Source organism: Thalassobaculum salexigens DSM 19539 (genome assembly GCF_000423805.1).
GTDB lineage: Bacteria > Pseudomonadota > Alphaproteobacteria > Thalassobaculales > Thalassobaculaceae > Thalassobaculum > Thalassobaculum litoreum.
Genome location: NZ_KE384094.1, coordinates 493551 through 511354 on the forward strand (window position 1 = coordinate 493551; position 17804 = coordinate 511354).

The following is a 17804-nucleotide window of genomic DNA, read 5'->3' on the forward strand; positions in this document are numbered from 1 at the left end:
CAGAAACACCGATTTTCCGCAATGGCGCTGCTAACGATTGCTAAGCAGATCAAGCCGATCAGCCAAATTCGGAACGTCAACCGCTGCATGATCGGCTCTCGGGTTGCTGGTATTCGCAGAATACGGGAAGATCTCCCGGAGGCCAATGGCGGATGGAGGACCCGGGTGATGCGGTTCGCACTCCTGCTCTGTATTGGGCTGTGGTTGTCGGCGTGCGCGACGACCATCGCCGAAGAAGCGTCCGACGCCATTGGCCGACTGGATGCGACGGTCGATTCCCTGATCGAGGCCGGCCGCTATGCAGAAGCTCTGAGTCCTATTCGCGATCTGCTGGCTCGCTATGAAGCGGAACTCGGTCCCGACCACCCGTACACGCTTAACCGCGTCGCCAATCTAGGCATTGCATACTATTATCTCGGCCACTACGGCGAGGCGGAGCCATTCTATCGCCGGGTGCTGGAGGACCGTGAGCGAGTGCTCGGATCCCACCACCCGGAAACGCTCACCAGCGTGAACAACCTCGGCTTGCTGTGCCAGACTCGGGGACGGTTCGGCGAGGCGGAGCTGCTGTATCGTCGGGCGCTGGAGGGCCGCGAGCGGGTGCTCGGCCCCGGCCATCTGGACACGCTCACCAGCGTCAACAATTTAGGCTATCTGTATCACGCTCAGGGCCGCTACGGCGAGGCAGAGACACTTTATCGCCGGGCGCTGAATGGCCGCGAGAGGATGCTCGGATCCGACCACCCGGACACGCTCACCACCGTCAACAATATGGGAGCACTACAACACTCCGGGGGCCGACTTCACGATGCGGAGCCACTCTACCGTCGAGCGCTGGAGGGCCGCGAGCGGGTGCTCGGCCCCGACCACCCGGACACGCTCACCAGCCTTAACAATTTAGCTGCCCTAAAGAAATCCCAGTTCCGCTTCGAGGAGGCAGAGACGTTGTATCGACGGGGGCTGGAGGGTCGCGAGAAGGTGTTAGGCCCCGACCACTCGGACACGCTTCAAATTGCCACTAGCCTGGGATCCCTATACCAGGCCCAGAGACGCTACGGCGAGGCGGAGTCATTGTATCGACGGGTGCTGGAAGCCAGCGGCCGGTTGCTCGGTCCCGACCACCCTGTGACGCTCAATAGCGTCCACAATCTAGGCTTCTTGTATCACGCTCAGGGTCGGCACGGCGAGGCGGAGCCACTATATCGTCGGGCGGCGGAGGCCAGCGAACGGGTGCTCGGATCCGACCACCCGGACACCGCAAGCAGTCGCGTCAACTTAGCAGTCTTGCTCGTCGAGACTGACCGCGAGGAGGAGGCGGTGCGGGTGTTCCGGGAGCTCGACCTCGGTCTGTCCCAATGGATCGACCTCGAGATACAGAACACGCGGGCGGCCACGACCCGTCGCCAGATGCTTTCCCAGCTGAGCGGCCACCAGGATATGGCCTTCAACTTCGCGCTGGCTCGGCCGAGCGCTCAGGCGGCGCGCCTCGCCGCGGACCTGACGCTGCGATGGAAGAAGCGGTTGGCGAAGGACGACGCGGTGCTGAGCAACTTGGCCCGGGAGAGCCGGGACCCGGCACTCGGCAATGCCATCGCGGCGGTACGTAGGGGCCGGGCGGCACTGTCGAATGTCGCCTTTGACCCCGGCGTGCAAGCGGCCGAGAAGGTACGCTTGCGCGAGACGTTAGACACCGCCGAGGCCGCGCTACGGACGAAGTCGGCCAAGTTCGCCCAGTTCCAGACTGTGAAGTTTGCTAAGGCCGACGACGTGCAGGCCACCCTGCGACGGGGCAGCGCCCTCGTCGAGTACCGCTTCTTCGAATCCGTTGGCTTCAGCTTCGAGAATGCCAGGTTCCAGGTGACACGACTGCTGGCCGTGGTGCTGACGCCCGACGCGGCCCCGGTCCTGATTGATCTCGGCGAGGCGGACCCGATCGTCGCGTTGATACGGGTGATTGTGGACACCGAGCTCCGCTCGGCGTCCTTGCCATTGTTCGGCGACTTGGCACAAACCGGCTATGAGCGCCTGATCGCGCCGCTGCTGCCACACCTGGGTGACGCAGAAACTGTCTACATCGCCCCCGACGGGCCGTTGCACGCCCTGCCTTTCGACGCCCTACTGGATCCCAATGGGTGGCGGTTGGCCGAGCGACTGCACGTGCGCATGGTGCAAACCGGCCGTGACCTGGTGGCCCGTGACCTTCCGACCATAGGCAAGGGTCTAGTCGTGGTCGGTGGTGTCGACTTCGGTTCAGGGTCGGCCGACCAGCAGGCGGCAGCTCCCTCTGCATCCGTGGTAGCCACCACCGACGGCACCCGGGCGGCGCTGGTCACCACGCGAGAGCAGCTGCTCAATTTCGGGCCGCTCCGCGAGAGCCTAGCCGAGGCGCAGGACATCGCCGCCGCCTATGCCGCCTTCCGGCCGAGCGAGCCCGCACCGGTGGTGCTCTCCGGGCTCGGCGCGACCGAGGCGGCGCTCAAGGGCCTGGTGGTACCGCCGCGGGTGCTGCACCTGGCGACCCACGGCTACTACCTGGCTACCGGCAGCATCGACGGCCAGCCGCTGCTACAGTCCGGGGTAGCGCTGGCCGGCGCCAATCGGGCACTGGCCGGCGGGATCGGGGCCGACGGCGAGAACGGCATCCTGCATGCCGTTGAGGCGCAGACCCTGAATCTATATGGCACCGAACTGGTGGTGTTGTCGGCCTGCCACACCGGCAAGGGAGTGGTTGACTACTCCGAGGGGCTGGAGGGCCTTCCGCGGGCCCTCTATGTGGCCGGGGCGAAGAACGTGCTGGTGGCGCTGTGGCGGGTCGGTGACAATGCCGCCCGGAATTTCATGGAGCGGTTCTACGAGATCTGGCTGGCCCACCCGATCAGCGACCCGAACCTTGCGCTCCGCCAGACTAAGCTCGACTATATTCGCAGCAGCGACCCGGCCCGCCGCGACCCGCAGCTCTGGGCACCCTTCGTCCTCTTCGAAGGATGAGGGGCCATTCATAAAGCTCCCGTGTTTGGCGGGTTCCCACCCAACTGAGCCAGTGACGCCGGGCTGTTGATGCCGAGCCGCCGCCTCTTTCGGTAGACGGTGGAGCGCCCGAGACCGAGCTGTCGCGCCGCCTCGGTCGGTGACCCTTATGCCTCGATAATCTTGATAGTGTCAGAGGTCATGATCAAACACGGTTTGGGGACGTGGGGATGTTGGGAGACGTTCTCAGGGAACCCGGCACTGGAATAACGGGCAACTTCGGGACGGCTCTGCTCCTGGTCGCGCTGCACCCGGTGTCCCGTAGAACATCCCCCAACATCCCCACGTCCCCCGAGTCGAACCCGGAAGCGTCGCGACGCATGCGTGATGCTGCACGACCACACTTCTCTCGAAGCGCTACGACGTCGACGACGCCAGCATGAGCCAATCCGGCACATTGTGACGTCTCCGCTCGCTGCACCCGGTCCCGGATACTGGATCCGGTCAGCCGGACAAAGTTCTTTCCACACAGCAGAGCGGGGCGCGCGCCGGTCTGACCTCTCCTGTCGTGCCCGCGCTCCCCAGCCGGGAGCCATCCCCATGCAGATCAACGACCTGTACCGCTCGGTGACGAGCCGCATCATCGAAGAGCTTGAGCGCGGCGCGGCGCCGTGGCTCAAGCCTTGGAAAACCGGTCGCAGCGGTAGCGGACTCATGCCGAGGAACGCCGCAACGTGCCGTCCATATCGTGGCATCAACATCCCGATCCTCTGGGACGCGGCAGATCAGGGCGGATTCCCGATCCACGCCTGGATGACCTTGCGCCAGGCGAACGAACGCGGTGGCCATGTCCGCCGCGGCGAGCGGGGCACCCCGATCGTCCTGGTGAAGCGTCACGGTCCGAAGGAAGAGGACGGTGAGCCGGACGAGAAGGCGACAACGCGGTCGCAGGCGATGCTCCGCACGTACACCGTCTTCAATGTCAGCCAGATCGACGGCATTGGCGACGAGTTCTTGTCTCAGTCGGCACCGGAGCCGCTTCCGGTACGGCTCAGACATGCCTGGGCGTTCGTCTCTGCAACCGGCGCCGACATCCGATACGGTTTCGATGGGGCCTGGTACGCGCCAGCGCCCGACTACATCGCCATGCCGGCTGTCGAGGCGTTCGTCGATCCGGAGAGCGTGCTTGCCACCGTCTGCCATGAGCTCGGTCATTGGAGTGGGGCAAAACACCGGCTCGACCGGGATCTCTCCGGCCGCTTCGGCAGCCGCAACTACGCCGCCGAGGAACTGGTCGCCGAGCTGACATCCGCCTTCCTCTGCGCCGAACTCGGGGTCGAGGGCGAACTCCGGCATGCTGGATATATCGACCACTGGATTGCTCTCCTCCGGGAGGACCAGCGAGCAATCTTCACCGCAGCTGCCAAGGCCAGCCAGTCGGCCGACTACCTCCACTCGCAGCAACCCACCACCGAGCCGGCCGATCGGTGACGCAGTTCAACAAACTCGCCCCGCCACCTGTGCGGGGTTTTTCTTTGGGAGCCGCAGCCGGCCTCACAGGAGCCGTCGATAGTCGCAGGCGCCCTGGAACGCCCGCATGACGTACACGGTGTCTGCGGTCGCGCGATACAGGACAACATACGCGTCGACGACAATCCTATGAATCATCCTTCGCGAGCAAGCGGCCGAAGACGGCATCGGCGGGGACGGTGCGTCCCCGCTGTCACGTGCTCTTCCGCGGCGGCGAGCTGCCGGCGCAGCACCACAAGCTCGTCGACGTACCCGAGCACAACCTCGGACATGGCGTCCCGCTCGTCCTCCGGCAGCGTCGCGATGCGCTCCATGAGCTTCTCGTCATGTCCACACTACACACCACGCCGCCGTGCGAGGAACCATGAAGCGGCCGGCTTCCGGCGCCCCGTCGCCACTCCGGCAACTGCGATTGGGGGACGTGGGGACATTGGGAGACGTTCTCAGGGAACCCGGCACTGGAACACCCAGCATTCCTGCGGTGACTCCGTTCCTTCCGGCACGGCTCCCGGTGTCCCGTACAACGTCTCCCAATGTCCCCACGTCCCTCGCGTGAGCGCGGCGCGTGAAGGTACAATGAAAACCACTGACCAACTGACTGACCGCGCCGACTGCGCGTCCGCATATCCCCACGATGTCCATGGGGACATCGAATCAAAGAGCCACCCGATCTGGCTCTTTTTCGCGCCGTTGTTCGTCCCTCGTGACCTGCGACCATGAGGCAACGTCCCGGCGTTCATGCCGCGACGCACTCGCCCATGGCACGACGACCCTTGAGAAACTACCTGCGCACGCACCGCAAGAGCTGGGCGTTCTCGCAGAAACAGCTCGCCAGCCTTCTGGGCTTCCGCTTTCCGACGCACTTGAGCAAGTACGAGCGCGACCAGCGGCTCCCGAGCCTCCGTATCGCGCTCGCCTGCGAGGTGATCTTCGGGGTTCCTGTGAGCGCCCTATTCAAAGGCCTCCATGCGGAAGTCGAGGAGGACGTAATGCGGCGCGCGACCGCGCTCTTCGAGAGCCTCGAGCACCGCACTGACCCTGCGGGGCAGCGCAAGCGGGAACTTCTCGTGGCGATGCTTGCCCGGGCGACTGACCAGTCTAACCCGTAGCAGATATGCATCACGCTCACTGGGACGGCCGCGTGCTGGCCGTCTACGCCCAATCCAAGGGGATCGCGTACGCGGTCTTCGAGGGGCCGCAGTCGCCCGTCGACTGGGGTGTCAAAGGCCTCAAGGGAGACCGCAAGAACATCAAGGGGCTGAAGGTCGTCGAGGCACTGGTCATGCAGTTCCAGCCAGACGCGATCGTCATCGAGGACAGCGCCGGCAAGGGCTCGCGCCGCTCGGAGCGCATTCGTCGTTTATACCGCTCGATCGAGTCGCTCGCCGGATCGCAGATCATCGAAGTTCATCGGTACTCGCGCGCGCAACTGCGCCAGTGCTTCGACGAGGGCTTCGGTGCCTGGCGCAAGCAGGAGATTGCACAGACGATCGCAACGCTCCTGCCCGAACTCGCGCACCGCATTCCGCCCGTCCGCAAGCTCTGGCAGAGCGAGGACCCGCGCATGGGCATCTTCGACGCTGTGGCCCTCGCATTTGCTTTCTTCCGGTTCGATGCGGTGTCCGAGAAGGACCAGTAGCAGCATGCCGCTCGTCCCGCGGCCGCTGGGCTCCATCCCGGAACCCGGCCGACGCGAGGAGGAGCGACATGTATACAAAGGAGGAACTGGCGGAGATTCGCCGGCTGAACGATCAACTGCGCTGTCGGGGCATTGGCGGCAGGCACATGATAACCTCGGGAATCTCCACTCTCAGTCCCGACATGCTCGCGAAGATCTTGAGGGCCATCGCTTGCTTCGATGCCTTCACCGTCAACAACGACCCGCACGGAGAGCACGACTGCGCTGTCCTCACGGTCGAGGGCGTCGCTGTTCTTTGGAAGATTGACTATTACGACCTCACGGGCTCCTACCACTCACAGAACCCGGCTGATCCGGACATCACCGTCCGTGTGATGACGGTGATGCTGGCGGAAGAGTACTGAGGCGTTCAAGCACCCCGTTTCCGACGGGGTGTTTTTCTTGGAAGGTCTCGCAGATTGAAACCCAAGAGAATCTGCCCTAAGCCCATCGTCTTAGGTTGCCATGACATTCCAGGGTGCACAAAACGCAGCCTAGCGTACCGCCACTTGATGCTCTCGCACTTCATACTGTACAATCAGTTGACGCCTCAGCTAGCGTAAATCACGATGCAAATTCGGAAGATAAAAGAGAAGTACGTAGCGCAGTGTACAAAGCATCTTCAGTGATACATGGGCGTGGTTTGTAAGATGAAACAAACAAAGCCGACTAACTTAGCGTTTGGCAAGCGATTTGTGTCACTGTATATTCAAAATATCGGAACGCACGGTCGTTTAGTATGACGTCCGCTGACAATATAATCTACATCGGGAGGGATCTCGTATGAATGCAGAGCAAGGACGTTTTGACCCGGCGCAAGTATTGACTCTATTTATGGAGCTCAATTCGCTTACCAAAATTCGCAGAGCGGGATGGGTGCTCATGGGGGTTTCCGATGCGGAAACAATCTCAGATCATTGCTATGAGACCGCCTTGTTCGCCGTGGTTCTATCTCAATTTTGGGAAGAACCCGTTGATTTACGGAAAGTTCTTATCATGGCACTTTTTCACGAATTGGGCGAAGTTCGCCTCATGGATCTTCCGCGTCGTGCTGGAAGGTACGTCAAAACGGCCAAGAAGGCCGCAGAGCATGAGATTATGATGGACGTCCTTGATGGTCTCAGCCCAGAGATTCCGCTGCTTCTCGAGGAAATGGAGAAAAAAGAAACACCCGAAGCTCGACTCTGCGAGGCTGCAGAAGAACTGCAAATCATATTCAAGGCTCTTGTATATGCAAAAGAAAATCGAGGAGATTGCACCGAGTATCGTGAAGATGTCAAAAATTACAATAGTCTAGGCATTCAACCCGCACATGAATTGGCAAAGTTGATAGGGGAAAAGCTTGAAGGATATCTGGGCTCTAAACCGTACTGGCCAATTGGCTATACGGCGAGGAAGCAGTCATAGGGAACAAATGTCAGCGGCGTTCTTCTCTAAGGTTCGTATAATCTCGATCTTCTTGAGGTTAGATGGTAGTTGATCGACCCATTCAAGGACTTGTTCAGCCGCTTGCCGCATAATATTTTCAATTCGGCCCACCTCATCACTCACGTGACCGATTGCCTCAAAAGTGTCAACCTCATCAATAAGGGCTTTACACATCGCATTTCTAAGCTCACTCAATATAGCTCGAGGATGTTCGATGAAGCTCGACAGTTCTCCGGAGACACCATAGCGAGTAGCATTCTTGAGCGGGTAATGTAGCGGGCGCATATGCTCGGCCCATCCCCGAGTGACGTCAACAAGCGCACCGACTTTTGTATCTTTGTAAGTGTACGCATAGCTCAGCGTGTCGCGATCAAAAAAAGCATCGCGCAAATTCAAACCATGGCGTCGCTCCTCTGTAACGAGTAATCGTTCGTAGGAAGTACCTTTTTGAAGTCGCAGTTCATTGAAAAGGTACGAGACGGAATCGACGGCATCACAGTCTAATAGGAATTCCAAATTATCCCGGATATCTACCAAAGTGGCGAGTGGGTCGAACATGATCCAACCGACCTCGAACATGATGTCGTTTCGACGCAGGAGTTGGATCGCTGCAGCAGCTTCCGCCCGAGTATGCCCCTTTGCGTAACGCTTCAGCTGCGCAGCAGAGCCGGACTCGACACCAAGAAAAACCTTACGAAGACCATGCTCCCTGAGCTTCTGTATTTTAGCCTCGCGATTGGATTGCGCGTCTTCGTTTCTTGCCATTGAGAAAACAGAATGCACTGTTGCGCTCGCATCAAATGCAAGCCGAATCCCATTATGGTTCTTGGCGTCGTCGAGGATCTCCAACAGGCGAGTGATCTGGGTTTCGTCTCCCCCAAGAAGGTCTTCGTCCGCAAACGTCAGGGAGTCGCCTCCCATAGCGGCGATGTTGGCCAAATCGGGCAACAATCGAGAGGCGGGCATTCCTCGGTACTCGCGTCCGGTTCCCCTCACATCAAGGAGGCCGCGAAGGCAGAAGGTGCAGTGCGCCCATGAGCAGCCACGACTGGCCTCCCCGAAGAGCTGGATGCCATTCGAAATGTGGGGGGCGAGATGGGACCGATACGGCGTCGCGAGGGCATCGGGATCTACGAGAGCACGGCGCGTGCGCGCTACTGTCCCGTCGTTGCGCAGGAAAACCAGATTTGGGATGCGCTCTAAGTCAGTGTAATCAGGTGCCGTATCGGTGAGCATTACGAAGGATACTTCCGACTCGCCAACAAACACGAGCGCAGTCGGGTCGATTTCCTGAATAATATCGTCCGCAAGATAGGTGGCGAGAGCTCCGCCGTACGCTAACCGTGCGCCAGTCGGAAGTACGCTTCGTACGAGAGGAACGATCTCAGCCAGCTTCGTATAGGTTCCATATGTAACTGAAATTCCGACGATGTCAGGTTGTACCTCTTGCACTAATGCAACAAGGTCATGGCGGGCGTCCTTGCCCAACGCGACCATATCCAGGACTTCGAGGCGTTCTATAGGGCGCGAGGCAGCATGCAACACCTGTCCAGCCAGCACTGACAAACTGTGGGTTTCGCCCGAAGCTGGGTACTTCTCAGAGAACAATGCCGTCAGAACGATGCGCATATCAGCACCCCCAAATAAGGGTAGCTACACGCATTCAGTGCGTCAAACGCTCAGATGCGAGATCCAACAATATCTTGAATCTGAGAAATAATATTCTGGATACGCAGCCCGCGACCAACGTCGAGATCTTGTGCTGGGAGGGTCGCATTGGCGACAACCTGAAGTTCCTCACGGCTAAGGACGTCGGTGGGGCGACTCGTGAGAAATGATCGGAGCGTGACTAGGTCCCAGAGCCGCAGATGGATATCACGAGAGGTATGGCTACTCAGGCGGGTCAATATTGTTTCGCGAACCTTCGTCCATGGTACTGCCCCATCGTCCACAAAGTTGAACATCGGATCGGAAACGTCTCCAAAGTAAGCGAGTTGAACCGATCTGTTCAAAATATCGGCGGCTGAAGATGATAGTAATTCTTCAATAAATACGCGCTCGACACTCAGGTCTCCATACAGTATAGCTCCGAGAGAGGCGGCCCGGCGCGTGATAGAATTCTCGCTATGCAATGCAAGAGAAATCAAAATATCTGGACATTGTGGAAGGTCGAGCCGACCAAGATAGTAAATAGCCTGCTCAGTAATCCGCTCATGATCGCCAGGAAATGTTCCTGGAAGCGATTCCACTTGAAGAAGGGCGGAAAGGCGTCGCTCGATTGCTTTTCTCTTAGCGGTGCTGCAGTGTAGTAGACCACTGCGGATGAATGAATTGACGTCATTGTTATATTGCAGTGAGAGAGAGGGTAGTAGGTTAGCGCCTGTCGTTAAAGCGCGTAGTACTCCAGCGGCTAAGATGTATTCAAGGAGCGTCTCATGTCGAAATGAATCGAGGCGCTGTACTCCGTCTGCTAGATCATAGTGCCACTGAAAAAGATGACTAAAGGCCGTATCGGCGATTATTTCGGAGTGTTGTGAAACCAGCTCGTCGAGCTCGGCAGAGTGGTCGTCAAAACTGCGCCGCGTGTATAGAAGTCGCGCTACCTCGATGTGCAGCGCTACTACAGAGTCAGAGCCGCGCCCTGATGTACCACGGGTACGCTCACGGTAAATCCAGTGTTTGTAAAATTGATCATATAAAGAAAACCGATCTAAGAACATTTCGTTCGTCAAACGCTTCTCTGCGTGAATTAGGTATATAACAAGCGTCAGGTGAAATGGATTTATTACAAACAAACGCAAGCTCGCGATCGAGTCGCAATACGATTGAAAATGTTCAAGTAGATCTGAGCGTTGCATTTTGGAGAAATAGTCAGAGGCGTATTTTAGGACATGCTGATCGAAGTCCCAGTCACGCATTTCTGCGATCTCGTCAAAGTAAGCGTCGGCGTTGTGTATGTACTCGAGTTCTGCAAATACGTCAGATCGACATGTTATGAAGAATAGCTCTCGGTGATTTTGCGGGGACAGAGCTCTTTCTATTACTGAAGTACGGGTGTGCGGTCCAACTTCGTCCAACCCGTCGACCATCCATGCAATCGATGTGTCCTCCTCAAGCGCCAATTTGAGACGCATTGAACTAAGAGAAATCTCAGAAGTCAAAGTGTCAATATCGCGCGCGTGAATGTAGATTGGGAAAGGGGCCGCTCCGTTGTCTACGAAACGATGGGTTAGTTGAAGTGTGAGCAACCTGAGTGCCGTCGTTTTGCCTGACCCGGGAGTCCCGAGGATGGCGAATTTTGTGTAACCGGAAGGGGGATCGACCAAAGCGTCGAGTTTTTGCAGCAGCGGGTTGCGATGAAATTGAACCGGGGCGGAAATGACCAGATCCGGCCATAGGAAACGAAAGCTTGTGCGGGCTCCCGGTAGAAGCGGGGCATTTAGGATTGCGAGCTCTTGATTGCCAAGAAATCTGACGTGAGGACGTGTGTCAGATGCCGCGCCGGTTACGCTAATTGGAGTACGTGACGGACGAGCAGATTCGATTAGCTCATCCGCGGTGGTGCCGATTGCCTGCGCCAATTGTTCTATTTGCCATACGGAGAGGGCCCGGGCTTTGCCCTGTTCGATCCGCTCAATGCTCTTTAGTCCAACGCTAGACGCCGCTGCCACCGCATCCTGTGTTCCGCTACGCTTCCGCAGCGCGCGGTATACGGTTGCGAGCCGCTGTGCAAAGGCATCATCTATTCTGAGTGCATGCCAAAATTGTGAGTCTAGAGGCATTTTATCGCTCCGAGGGGAGCAGGATAAGCATCATGTCCAGCTTGACCGGGTATGTGTATGGGCGCAAGGCGGATCGGTGAGAGATTGTCGGATCCCGCAGGCGTCGACATTTCGAGTAAGAGAGTCGACGGGAGTTTGTCGAGGTTTTGCTGAGGATTGTCGAGGCCGTGTAGATATATTCGTTGCTCCACCCTGACGGTGGAGGTTCACATGTCTCTCAACAGAATTATGCTGATTTGTTCTTGCATTCAATTGGCCGCCATTGTGATGGAGGAGGGCCTGGTCGGGCTGAATGCAGTGGACTGGGTGGTCGTGGGGCTCTTGGCGGCCAAAGTCTTATCGGCTCTCTTGTGTCGAATGCCGGTCGAGTAGTCGGGTGCGTGTGGCATCCAAGGCTTTTACAGGCAGGTGTGTTATGACGTTGATGGAGAGAATTTGATGAGTTTGAGCAAGTATGACTCCCATATCACCATGGATTGTTGCATTTCATCCATGTACGAATAGCGGTTGTATACCTGCGCGATCGGCGACTGCGTACCGCCGGAGATGTGGTTGAGGAGTTTCTCGACCACGACTTGGGGAACGCCGAGCGCCGCCATTCCCGACGAGAAGGTTCGGCGCAGATCGTGGAGCGTCCAGCCGGACACCCCACTCTCTACGTCGAAGGCCGCCTTCGGCTTTCCCCAACCGTTGAAGGTGGTCGCCGGTTTGCCCTTCACCTTGTCCCGGGACGCGGGGAAGACGTACGGGTTGTCCTTGAGCTGCGGGACGCCGTCGAGCACTTCCTTGGCTGCCTGACCGATCGGAAAGATGTGCTCCCGACGGTTCTTCGTGTGGGTACTCGGCAGCGCCATCGTGTTCTCCCCGATCCACGCCCACTGGAGCGCGGCGATCTCGCCGCGCCGCTGGCCGGTGAGCACCAGCAGGGCGACAATGCGATGGAAGGGCGTCGTACCGGCAATCGCCGTGGCAAACACGGCCTTCAACTCGTCTGTGGACAGCACCCGCTCCCGCGGTGTCCCGACGAGCGGCACCCGTACGTGCTCCATCGGGGAGCGCTCGATGAGGTGCTGGCCGACGCACCAGCGGAAGAACGCGCGGCCGGCGGTGAAGGCATGGTGGCGCTGCCCCGGCGTCGCGGCGAGTTTCCCGAGCTCCTTCTGGATGTCCCGGGGCGTGATGTCCCCCACGCTCCGCCTTCCAAAGGGGAAGTGCCGTTCAAGCAGGCGCTTGTATCCATCGACCGTGCGCGGCCGGTTCTTCAGTCGGCACTCGGCGAGGTACAGCTCCTTCGCGTCGTCGAAAGCGCGATGGAGTGGCCGGACCTTCCCGAGCGCCTTTTCGGCGAGGAGGCGCTTGGCCTCGATCCGAGCGTCCTTGAGCGAAAGGGCGGGATAGCGGCCAATCTTCTGTCGCCGGCCACTTTCGATGAGAACAATGAAAGTTCGCGCCCCACCGGAGGAGAGCCGAAAGCCGAGGCCCTTCGTCGTCGTGTCCCAGTATGTGACCGTGCCGCGTTCCGGCGCAGGAAGCCGTTGAATGGTGAGGTCCGTGAGATTTGAATTTGGCACTGTTTTGGCACCGATACTGTGGCGCTTTGACGTTCAATCATGTTCCATGTCATACACATAAACAACTGAAAAATGTAAAAAATATGTCTGGATGTGGTGCGGTGTTCAGCATCGAATTTGGATTGAAAATCCGCGTGTCGGTGGTTCAAATCCGCCCCTGGGCACCATTTCCCCTCTGTTGTCATGAGAACGCCGCCAGCGTCATCCTGCTGGATGTTCCCCGCACGACGAGGGAGCGTTGATTTCCTTTGCTCCGCCATTCCCCTGCAATGAGCACGCCCGAGCAGGTTTGCTGCGCGCGCGCCGTTCAGGATTAGAGGGTTGTCTCGATCAGGATCGAAGAATGCGTCGCCACGGGCGTGAACCACGACGTCATGCCCCTTGTCGACACCCGCCGCGATGCCGTCCGGTCATCCGCCACCGGTCCCGCTTGGCTCATCCACAATCTGGAGCTGGGACGAAATTCGGACACGTAACATTCAATAGATCATTCAATTCTCCAGATTTGCTCAAAAAAATCTGAATGAAGCGGATCTATTCTATCGAGACACTTCAACCAAGATTTTGATACCGGATAGTTATTTCGATTAAATTGATGAACGCCCGATTTTGATTTATTTTCAATCCATTGCTTTATATATAAATATCCGGCAGACAATCGATCAATCTCTTTAAAATAAGAATTCACTTCGGGAACACTCATTTCCATAAATGAATTAATATTGATCACTAGATCTGTATAACCATCTGGAAGCAGTGCTATCTGGCATGGGTGCAAAAATACGATCGAGGCCGCGTCAATTTGGTTCTGAACCTCATCAAATTTCTCAAAATCCTGTGCAGGAAAGATCTGCAAATTTGGGAACCTTGCTTTCATGTACTGCTCCGCCAGATAAATAGACGGGAATATATCAACTATAATGTATTTCTTTGTGCCTCTCTGGATAAAAATTTCACACAGACGTCCATAACCGGCGCCAATTTCAAGGACAATGTTATTTGCTTTTTTTCCAATAGTTGTTTTTATAATATTATATTCCGTACTGGATCGAGCAATATCCTGAGATATCAATTCACCCCTACGGCGAATTCGATATGGATTTCCAATTACACTTTCTTGGACGCCGCACATCACCTTACAGTCATCAAGAAAAACAGCCTTTCTCCAAAGAATAGATGTGTAAAATGCATAAAAATTATGCTGTGTTTCAAATCGGCCACGAATGGAAAACGATGAAATTCTCGCATTAATTCGCTCAAAATGCGCCTCCTCATACGGCTCGAATTCATCAGATGAAATTGTACAATCATTGACATTCATAATAAACTCCATCAAATCCCGAACATGCCCATCAAAGGATGATGGAAAAAAATTACTTAAAACATGCCCATATGTTCTTTTAAAATTATCAATCTCATCGGGAAATATAAAACGCAAAACAGAGTTCTGCTTTTCTTTCCAAAATTCCCCTACACCATAAGAATTTTCTTTTTCAAATAAACCTGTTAACCTTGTCATATATTGATCTATTTTTTCAAAATCCTTTACCTTAGATAACAAGACATGCGGCTCTCTACCCATATCATATTGACGTGGCTTATGCTCAATCAGAGCCGAGGTTCCAGAAAAATTTTTATTTACAGTCACATCGTGAATTGTTCTGCTAATCCAATATAAATTTAGCATTCGATTTTTGATATCGATATCCGTAGAATTCTCAGAGATTGCATCCTCATACAATTGGCGAGCGGCGCGAAAAACCCCAACAGGGTCGTGCTTGGAACTTTCTATTAATTCACCAAGATTAAGGTCTTTATATTTTGCGCTCATTTTGTTCTACTTTTGACACTCACACACAAAATCGATAATTGTTTATTTTTTTATCGCTGTAAACATTGAATTAGCTCGGCACATTCAACAATGAGCAATGAGACTGAGAATCGGTTGCCCCAAGATCTGTCTTCACCTCGATCACGACGGCTTCTCATGCAAGTTTAATACGCTCAAGAAACAATCATCGCATCTGCGCCAACCGTACTCTGAACTTACGCAGCAGCGCCCGCTTCGCTACGTACCTAACGTCGCCTCAGACAAGATCGAGTATCACGGTTCCCTCGAAATCCGTCGTCAGCGCTTAGCGGTCGGTGACAGGTCAACCCGACGTCGCGTCAAGAGTCCCGGACTGCAAGATTATGAAACAAGCACGGCCGCGATGCGGAACCGTCATGTCAGTTTCAGATTTTCGACCGGTCCGCTTAACAGCGCTGCAACAGAGACGGGATAGGCTGCGTCGAGTTTCGTTCTGGACGAACTTGCCCGGACCACCTTGCCTGGATGCCCTTGCCCTGTCGGCTTCTGGCCTGATGCGGCCCGGACATTCTTATCCGACAACAGGAGTTCCCACCGTGTCCGATCTTCCGATCCTTGGCGCGGCCATGCCGCTGAGCGTGGTCGAAACCAACCGCGACTGGCTGCTCGAGAAGCCGCGCGACCTCGAACTCCAGGACTTCTTCGACGCCAAGGTGCTCAACGGCGACTGGATGCCGCTGGTCGAGCGCGCCAAGACGCTGCTCGACGGCCATACCGGACGGCTCGGCATCCACGGCCCGTTCTGGGGCTTCACCATCGCCTCCCAGGATCCGGACATCCAGGCGGTGGTGCGCAAGCGCCTGCTGCAGGGGCTGGAGGTCTGCGAAGCCCTCGGCGCCACCCAGATGGTCGCCCACAGCCCCTTCACCACCTGGGGCCACAACAATTACGACAACCAGCCGGACTCCCGGGAAAAGCTGATCGGCCATTGCCACGATACCCTGCGCGAGGTGGTCGCCCGGGCGCAGGATATCGGCGTCACCATCGTCATCGAGAATATCGAGGACGTCGATCCGGCCGACCGGGTGACGCTGGCCGACAGCTTCGAGTCCGAATCGGTGGCCGTATCAATCGACACCGGCCATGCCCACTACGCCCACGGCTCCACCGGGGCGCCGCCGGTCGACTATTACGTCACCATCGCCGGCAACCGGCTTGAGCATATCCATCTGCAGGATGCCGACGGTTATGCCGACCGGCACTGGAGCCTGGGCGAGGGCACGATCCGCTGGCACGCCGTGTTCGCGGCGCTGGCCAAGCTGACCAGCAACCCGCGCCTGATCATCGAGATCAAGGACAAGACCAAGGTCCAGCGCTCCGCCGAATTCCTGGCGTCGCTCGGCCTCGCCCAATAGGGCACGCGGAGACCGCACCGCCTCCGTCGCGAGCCGGTGCGGCCCTCGTCGCCGCCGGTCGGCATAACAAATTGTCCATGTATTCGTAGCTTTTGAGTCTCTTCCGTAACGCACTCTTCTTAAGTCCGTCACGCGATCGTTTGGGATGTTGCGGCACTGATACGCCCACAGATCGGCGCGGGGAATGTCTTCGTAGCCGATGTCTTCCTGATTGCATCCATAAGGAGACGGCGCATGAGATTCCCCATCCTTGCCGCGGCCGCAGGCATTGCTGCGCTGGCGGCCGGCCCGGCTTCGGCCGACCCCATCAAGTTCGAGTACTGGTACGGGCTGAGCGGCCATCTCGGCGAGGTCGTGCAGCAGACCTGCGAGCGCTTCAACCAGTCCCAGAGCGAATTCGAGATCGTCTGCGTCGGCCAGGACGGCTACGCCCAGGCTGTGCAGAATTCCATCGCCGCGTTCCGCGCCGGCAAGCACCCGACCATCGTCCAGGCCTATGACGCCGGCACCGCCGACCTGATGATGTCGGGCGAGTTCTATCCGGTGCAGCAGATGATGGCGGACTTCAACATCGCCATCGACTGGGACAACTATTTCCCCGGCATCTCGAACTATTACGCCTCCTCGAAGGGCGAGCTGTTCTCCATGCCGTTCAACTCCTCCACGGCCGTGATGTACTACAACATCGCCGACCTGAAGAAGGCGGGCGTCGATACGCCGCCGGCGACCTGGGAAGAGTTCGGCGCCGATCTGGAGAAGCTGAAGGCCAGCGGCAAGGAGTGCCCCTTCGCCTATGCCCCGTCGAGCTGGGTCGATCTCGAGCAGTTCTCGATGGCCCACAACGTGCCGATCGCGACCAACAACAACGGCTATGACGGCCTCGACGCCGAGCTGGTGTTCAACACCACCGTCCATGTCCAGCACATGGAGAACCTGAAGCGCTGGCGGGATGACGGCCTGCTGCAGATCCGCACCTCCCAGGGCGGTCTGAACGCGCGCGACAGCTTTGCCCAGGGCGAGTGCTCGTTCTATTTCGGCTCCATCGCCAGCCACGCGACCGTGCATTCGGTGGCCACGTCGGAGCTGACATGGGATGTGGCCATGCTGCCGATCTACGAGGGCTACGAGCGCCACAACACCGTGGTCGGCGGCGCCTCCCTGTGGGTGCTGTCGAAGAAGACGGAAGCCGAGTATCGCGGTGCCGCGGCGTATCTCGGGTTCCTGGCGACGCCGGAGAGCGAGCGCTTCTGGTCCTCCAACACCGGCTACATCCCGGTCACCAAGACCGGTTTCAAGAACCTCAAGGACAGCGGCTTCTACGACAACGCGCCGTACAAGGGTCGCGAGGTCGCCATTGAGTCGCTGACCTACACCGAGCCGGGCCCGCTCACCCGCGGCATCCGCCTGGGCGGCTTCATTCAGATCCGCAAGGAGTGGACCGGCGAGATCGAGGCGGCCTTCGCCGGCAAGAAGACCATCCAGGAGGCGCTGGACGCGGCGGCCGAGCGCGGCAACGCGGCGATCACCAAGTTCGCCCGGCTCTACAAGGGCAAGTCGCTGCCCTGATCCCACGACGTCACGACGACGGCGGCCGCCCCATGCGGCCGCCGTTCCCTCTTTCCG

General features: G+C 57.7%; 13 protein-coding genes and 1 pseudogene. 8 read left to right on the plus strand and 6 right to left on the minus strand.

Features of this window, described 5'->3' with window-relative positions; genetic code table 11:
- The first annotated feature begins 21 nt into the window (after positions 1–21).
- Positions 22–2988, plus strand: a complete 2967-nt coding sequence (locus tag G578_RS0117490; RefSeq protein WP_084618989.1) for a CHAT domain-containing protein — start codon at positions 22–24, stop codon at positions 2986–2988.
- A gap of 8 nt (positions 2989–2996) precedes the next feature.
- Here the strand turns inward: G578_RS0117490 and G578_RS30355 are convergent.
- Positions 2997–3122: pseudogene (locus G578_RS30355) on the minus strand (helix-turn-helix domain-containing protein); the annotation flags it as partial.
- A 445-nt stretch (positions 3123–3567) separates the two neighbouring features.
- Here G578_RS30355 and G578_RS0117495 point away from each other — a divergent pair.
- On the plus strand, positions 3568–4458 hold the full coding sequence (locus tag G578_RS0117495; protein WP_028795349.1) for an ArdC family protein: 891 nt from the start codon (positions 3568–3570) through the stop codon (positions 4456–4458).
- Between the two features lie 173 nt (positions 4459–4631).
- On the opposite strand, the gene G578_RS0117505 is transcribed toward G578_RS0117495, so the two are convergent.
- Positions 4632–4811: a hypothetical protein gene (locus tag G578_RS0117505; RefSeq protein ID WP_028795350.1), complete on the minus strand. Its 180-nt coding sequence runs from the start codon at positions 4809–4811 to the stop codon at positions 4632–4634.
- Between the two features lie 459 nt (positions 4812–5270).
- On the opposite strand from G578_RS0117505, the gene G578_RS0117510 reads away from it, so the two are divergent.
- The 4 genes from G578_RS0117510 to G578_RS29165 all read left to right on the plus strand — a co-directional run bounded on the left by G578_RS0117510 (position 5271) and on the right by G578_RS29165 (position 7582).
- The gene (locus tag G578_RS0117510) at positions 5271–5606 is read left to right on the plus strand and encodes a helix-turn-helix transcriptional regulator (RefSeq protein WP_028795351.1); all 336 of its coding nucleotides are present in this window, start codon (positions 5271–5273) and stop codon (positions 5604–5606) included.
- A gap of 32 nt (positions 5607–5638) precedes the next feature.
- Positions 5639–6136, plus strand: a complete 498-nt coding sequence (locus tag G578_RS0117515) for a uroporphyrinogen decarboxylase/cobalamine-independent methonine synthase family protein (RefSeq protein ID WP_156907373.1) — start codon at positions 5639–5641, stop codon at positions 6134–6136.
- Positions 6137–6204: 68 nt separating this feature from the next.
- Positions 6205–6540 carry a DUF3768 domain-containing protein gene (locus tag G578_RS0117520; RefSeq protein WP_028795353.1) on the plus strand — a complete coding sequence of 112 codons (336 nt, stop codon included), beginning with the start codon at positions 6205–6207 and terminating at the stop codon, positions 6538–6540.
- Positions 6541–6958: 418 nt separating this feature from the next.
- Positions 6959–7582: an HD domain-containing protein gene (locus G578_RS29165; RefSeq protein ID WP_084618990.1), complete on the plus strand. Its 624-nt coding sequence runs from the start codon at positions 6959–6961 to the stop codon at positions 7580–7582.
- Here the strand turns inward: G578_RS29165 and G578_RS0117530 are convergent.
- From G578_RS0117530 to G578_RS29170, 4 genes are all read right to left on the minus strand, one after another.
- Positions 7577–9232 (minus strand): B12-binding domain-containing radical SAM protein, encoded by a 1656-nt coding sequence (locus tag G578_RS0117530; RefSeq protein ID WP_084618991.1) that lies wholly within the window; start codon positions 9230–9232, stop codon positions 7577–7579. The two genes, G578_RS29165 and G578_RS0117530, sit on opposite strands and share 6 nt — an antisense overlap.
- A 50-nt stretch (positions 9233–9282) precedes the next feature.
- The gene (locus G578_RS29640) at positions 9283–11385 is read right to left on the minus strand and encodes an NACHT domain-containing protein (protein ID WP_156907374.1); all 2103 of its coding nucleotides are present in this window, start codon (positions 11383–11385) and stop codon (positions 9283–9285) included.
- Positions 11386–11798: 413 nt separating this feature from the next.
- Entirely contained in the window at positions 11799–12956 is a 1158-nt protein-coding gene (locus tag G578_RS0117540; protein WP_038015156.1) for a tyrosine-type recombinase/integrase, read from the minus strand.
- A gap of 487 nt (positions 12957–13443) precedes the next feature.
- On the minus strand, positions 13444–14787 hold the full coding sequence (locus G578_RS29170; RefSeq protein WP_084618992.1) for a putative sugar O-methyltransferase: 1344 nt from the start codon (positions 14785–14787) through the stop codon (positions 13444–13446).
- 575 nt (positions 14788–15362) lie between these two features.
- Here G578_RS29170 and G578_RS0117545 point away from each other — a divergent pair.
- Complete coding sequence (locus G578_RS0117545) at positions 15363–16181, plus strand: sugar phosphate isomerase/epimerase family protein (protein ID WP_028795357.1); 819 nt, start codon at positions 15363–15365, stop codon at positions 16179–16181.
- A 234-nt stretch (positions 16182–16415) separates the two neighbouring features.
- Complete coding sequence (locus G578_RS0117550; RefSeq protein ID WP_028795358.1) at positions 16416–17747, plus strand: extracellular solute-binding protein; 1332 nt, start codon at positions 16416–16418, stop codon at positions 17745–17747.
- Positions 17748–17804: the final 57 nt, after the last annotated feature.

Coding starts and splice junctions, on each gene's coding strand:
- G578_RS0117530 (WP_084618991.1), bottom strand. CDS start 9,232: ATGCGCATCGTTCTGACGGCATTGTTCTCTGAGAAGTACCCAGCTTCG.
- G578_RS0117505 (WP_028795350.1), bottom strand. CDS start 4,811: ATGGAGCGCATCGCGACGCTGCCGGAGGACGAGCGGGACGCCATGTCC.
- G578_RS29640 (WP_156907374.1), bottom strand. CDS start 11,385: ATGCCTCTAGACTCACAATTTTGGCATGCACTCAGAATAGATGATGCC.
- G578_RS29165 (WP_084618990.1), top strand. CDS start 6,959: ATGAATGCAGAGCAAGGACGTTTTGACCCGGCGCAAGTATTGACTCTA.
- G578_RS29170 (WP_084618992.1), bottom strand. CDS start 14,787: ATGAGCGCAAAATATAAAGACCTTAATCTTGGTGAATTAATAGAAAGT.
- G578_RS0117490 (WP_084618989.1), top strand. CDS start 22: ATGGCGCTGCTAACGATTGCTAAGCAGATCAAGCCGATCAGCCAAATT.
- G578_RS0117520 (WP_028795353.1), top strand. CDS start 6,205: ATGTATACAAAGGAGGAACTGGCGGAGATTCGCCGGCTGAACGATCAA.
- G578_RS0117495 (WP_028795349.1), top strand. CDS start 3,568: ATGCAGATCAACGACCTGTACCGCTCGGTGACGAGCCGCATCATCGAA.
- G578_RS0117550 (WP_028795358.1), top strand. CDS start 16,416: ATGAGATTCCCCATCCTTGCCGCGGCCGCAGGCATTGCTGCGCTGGCG.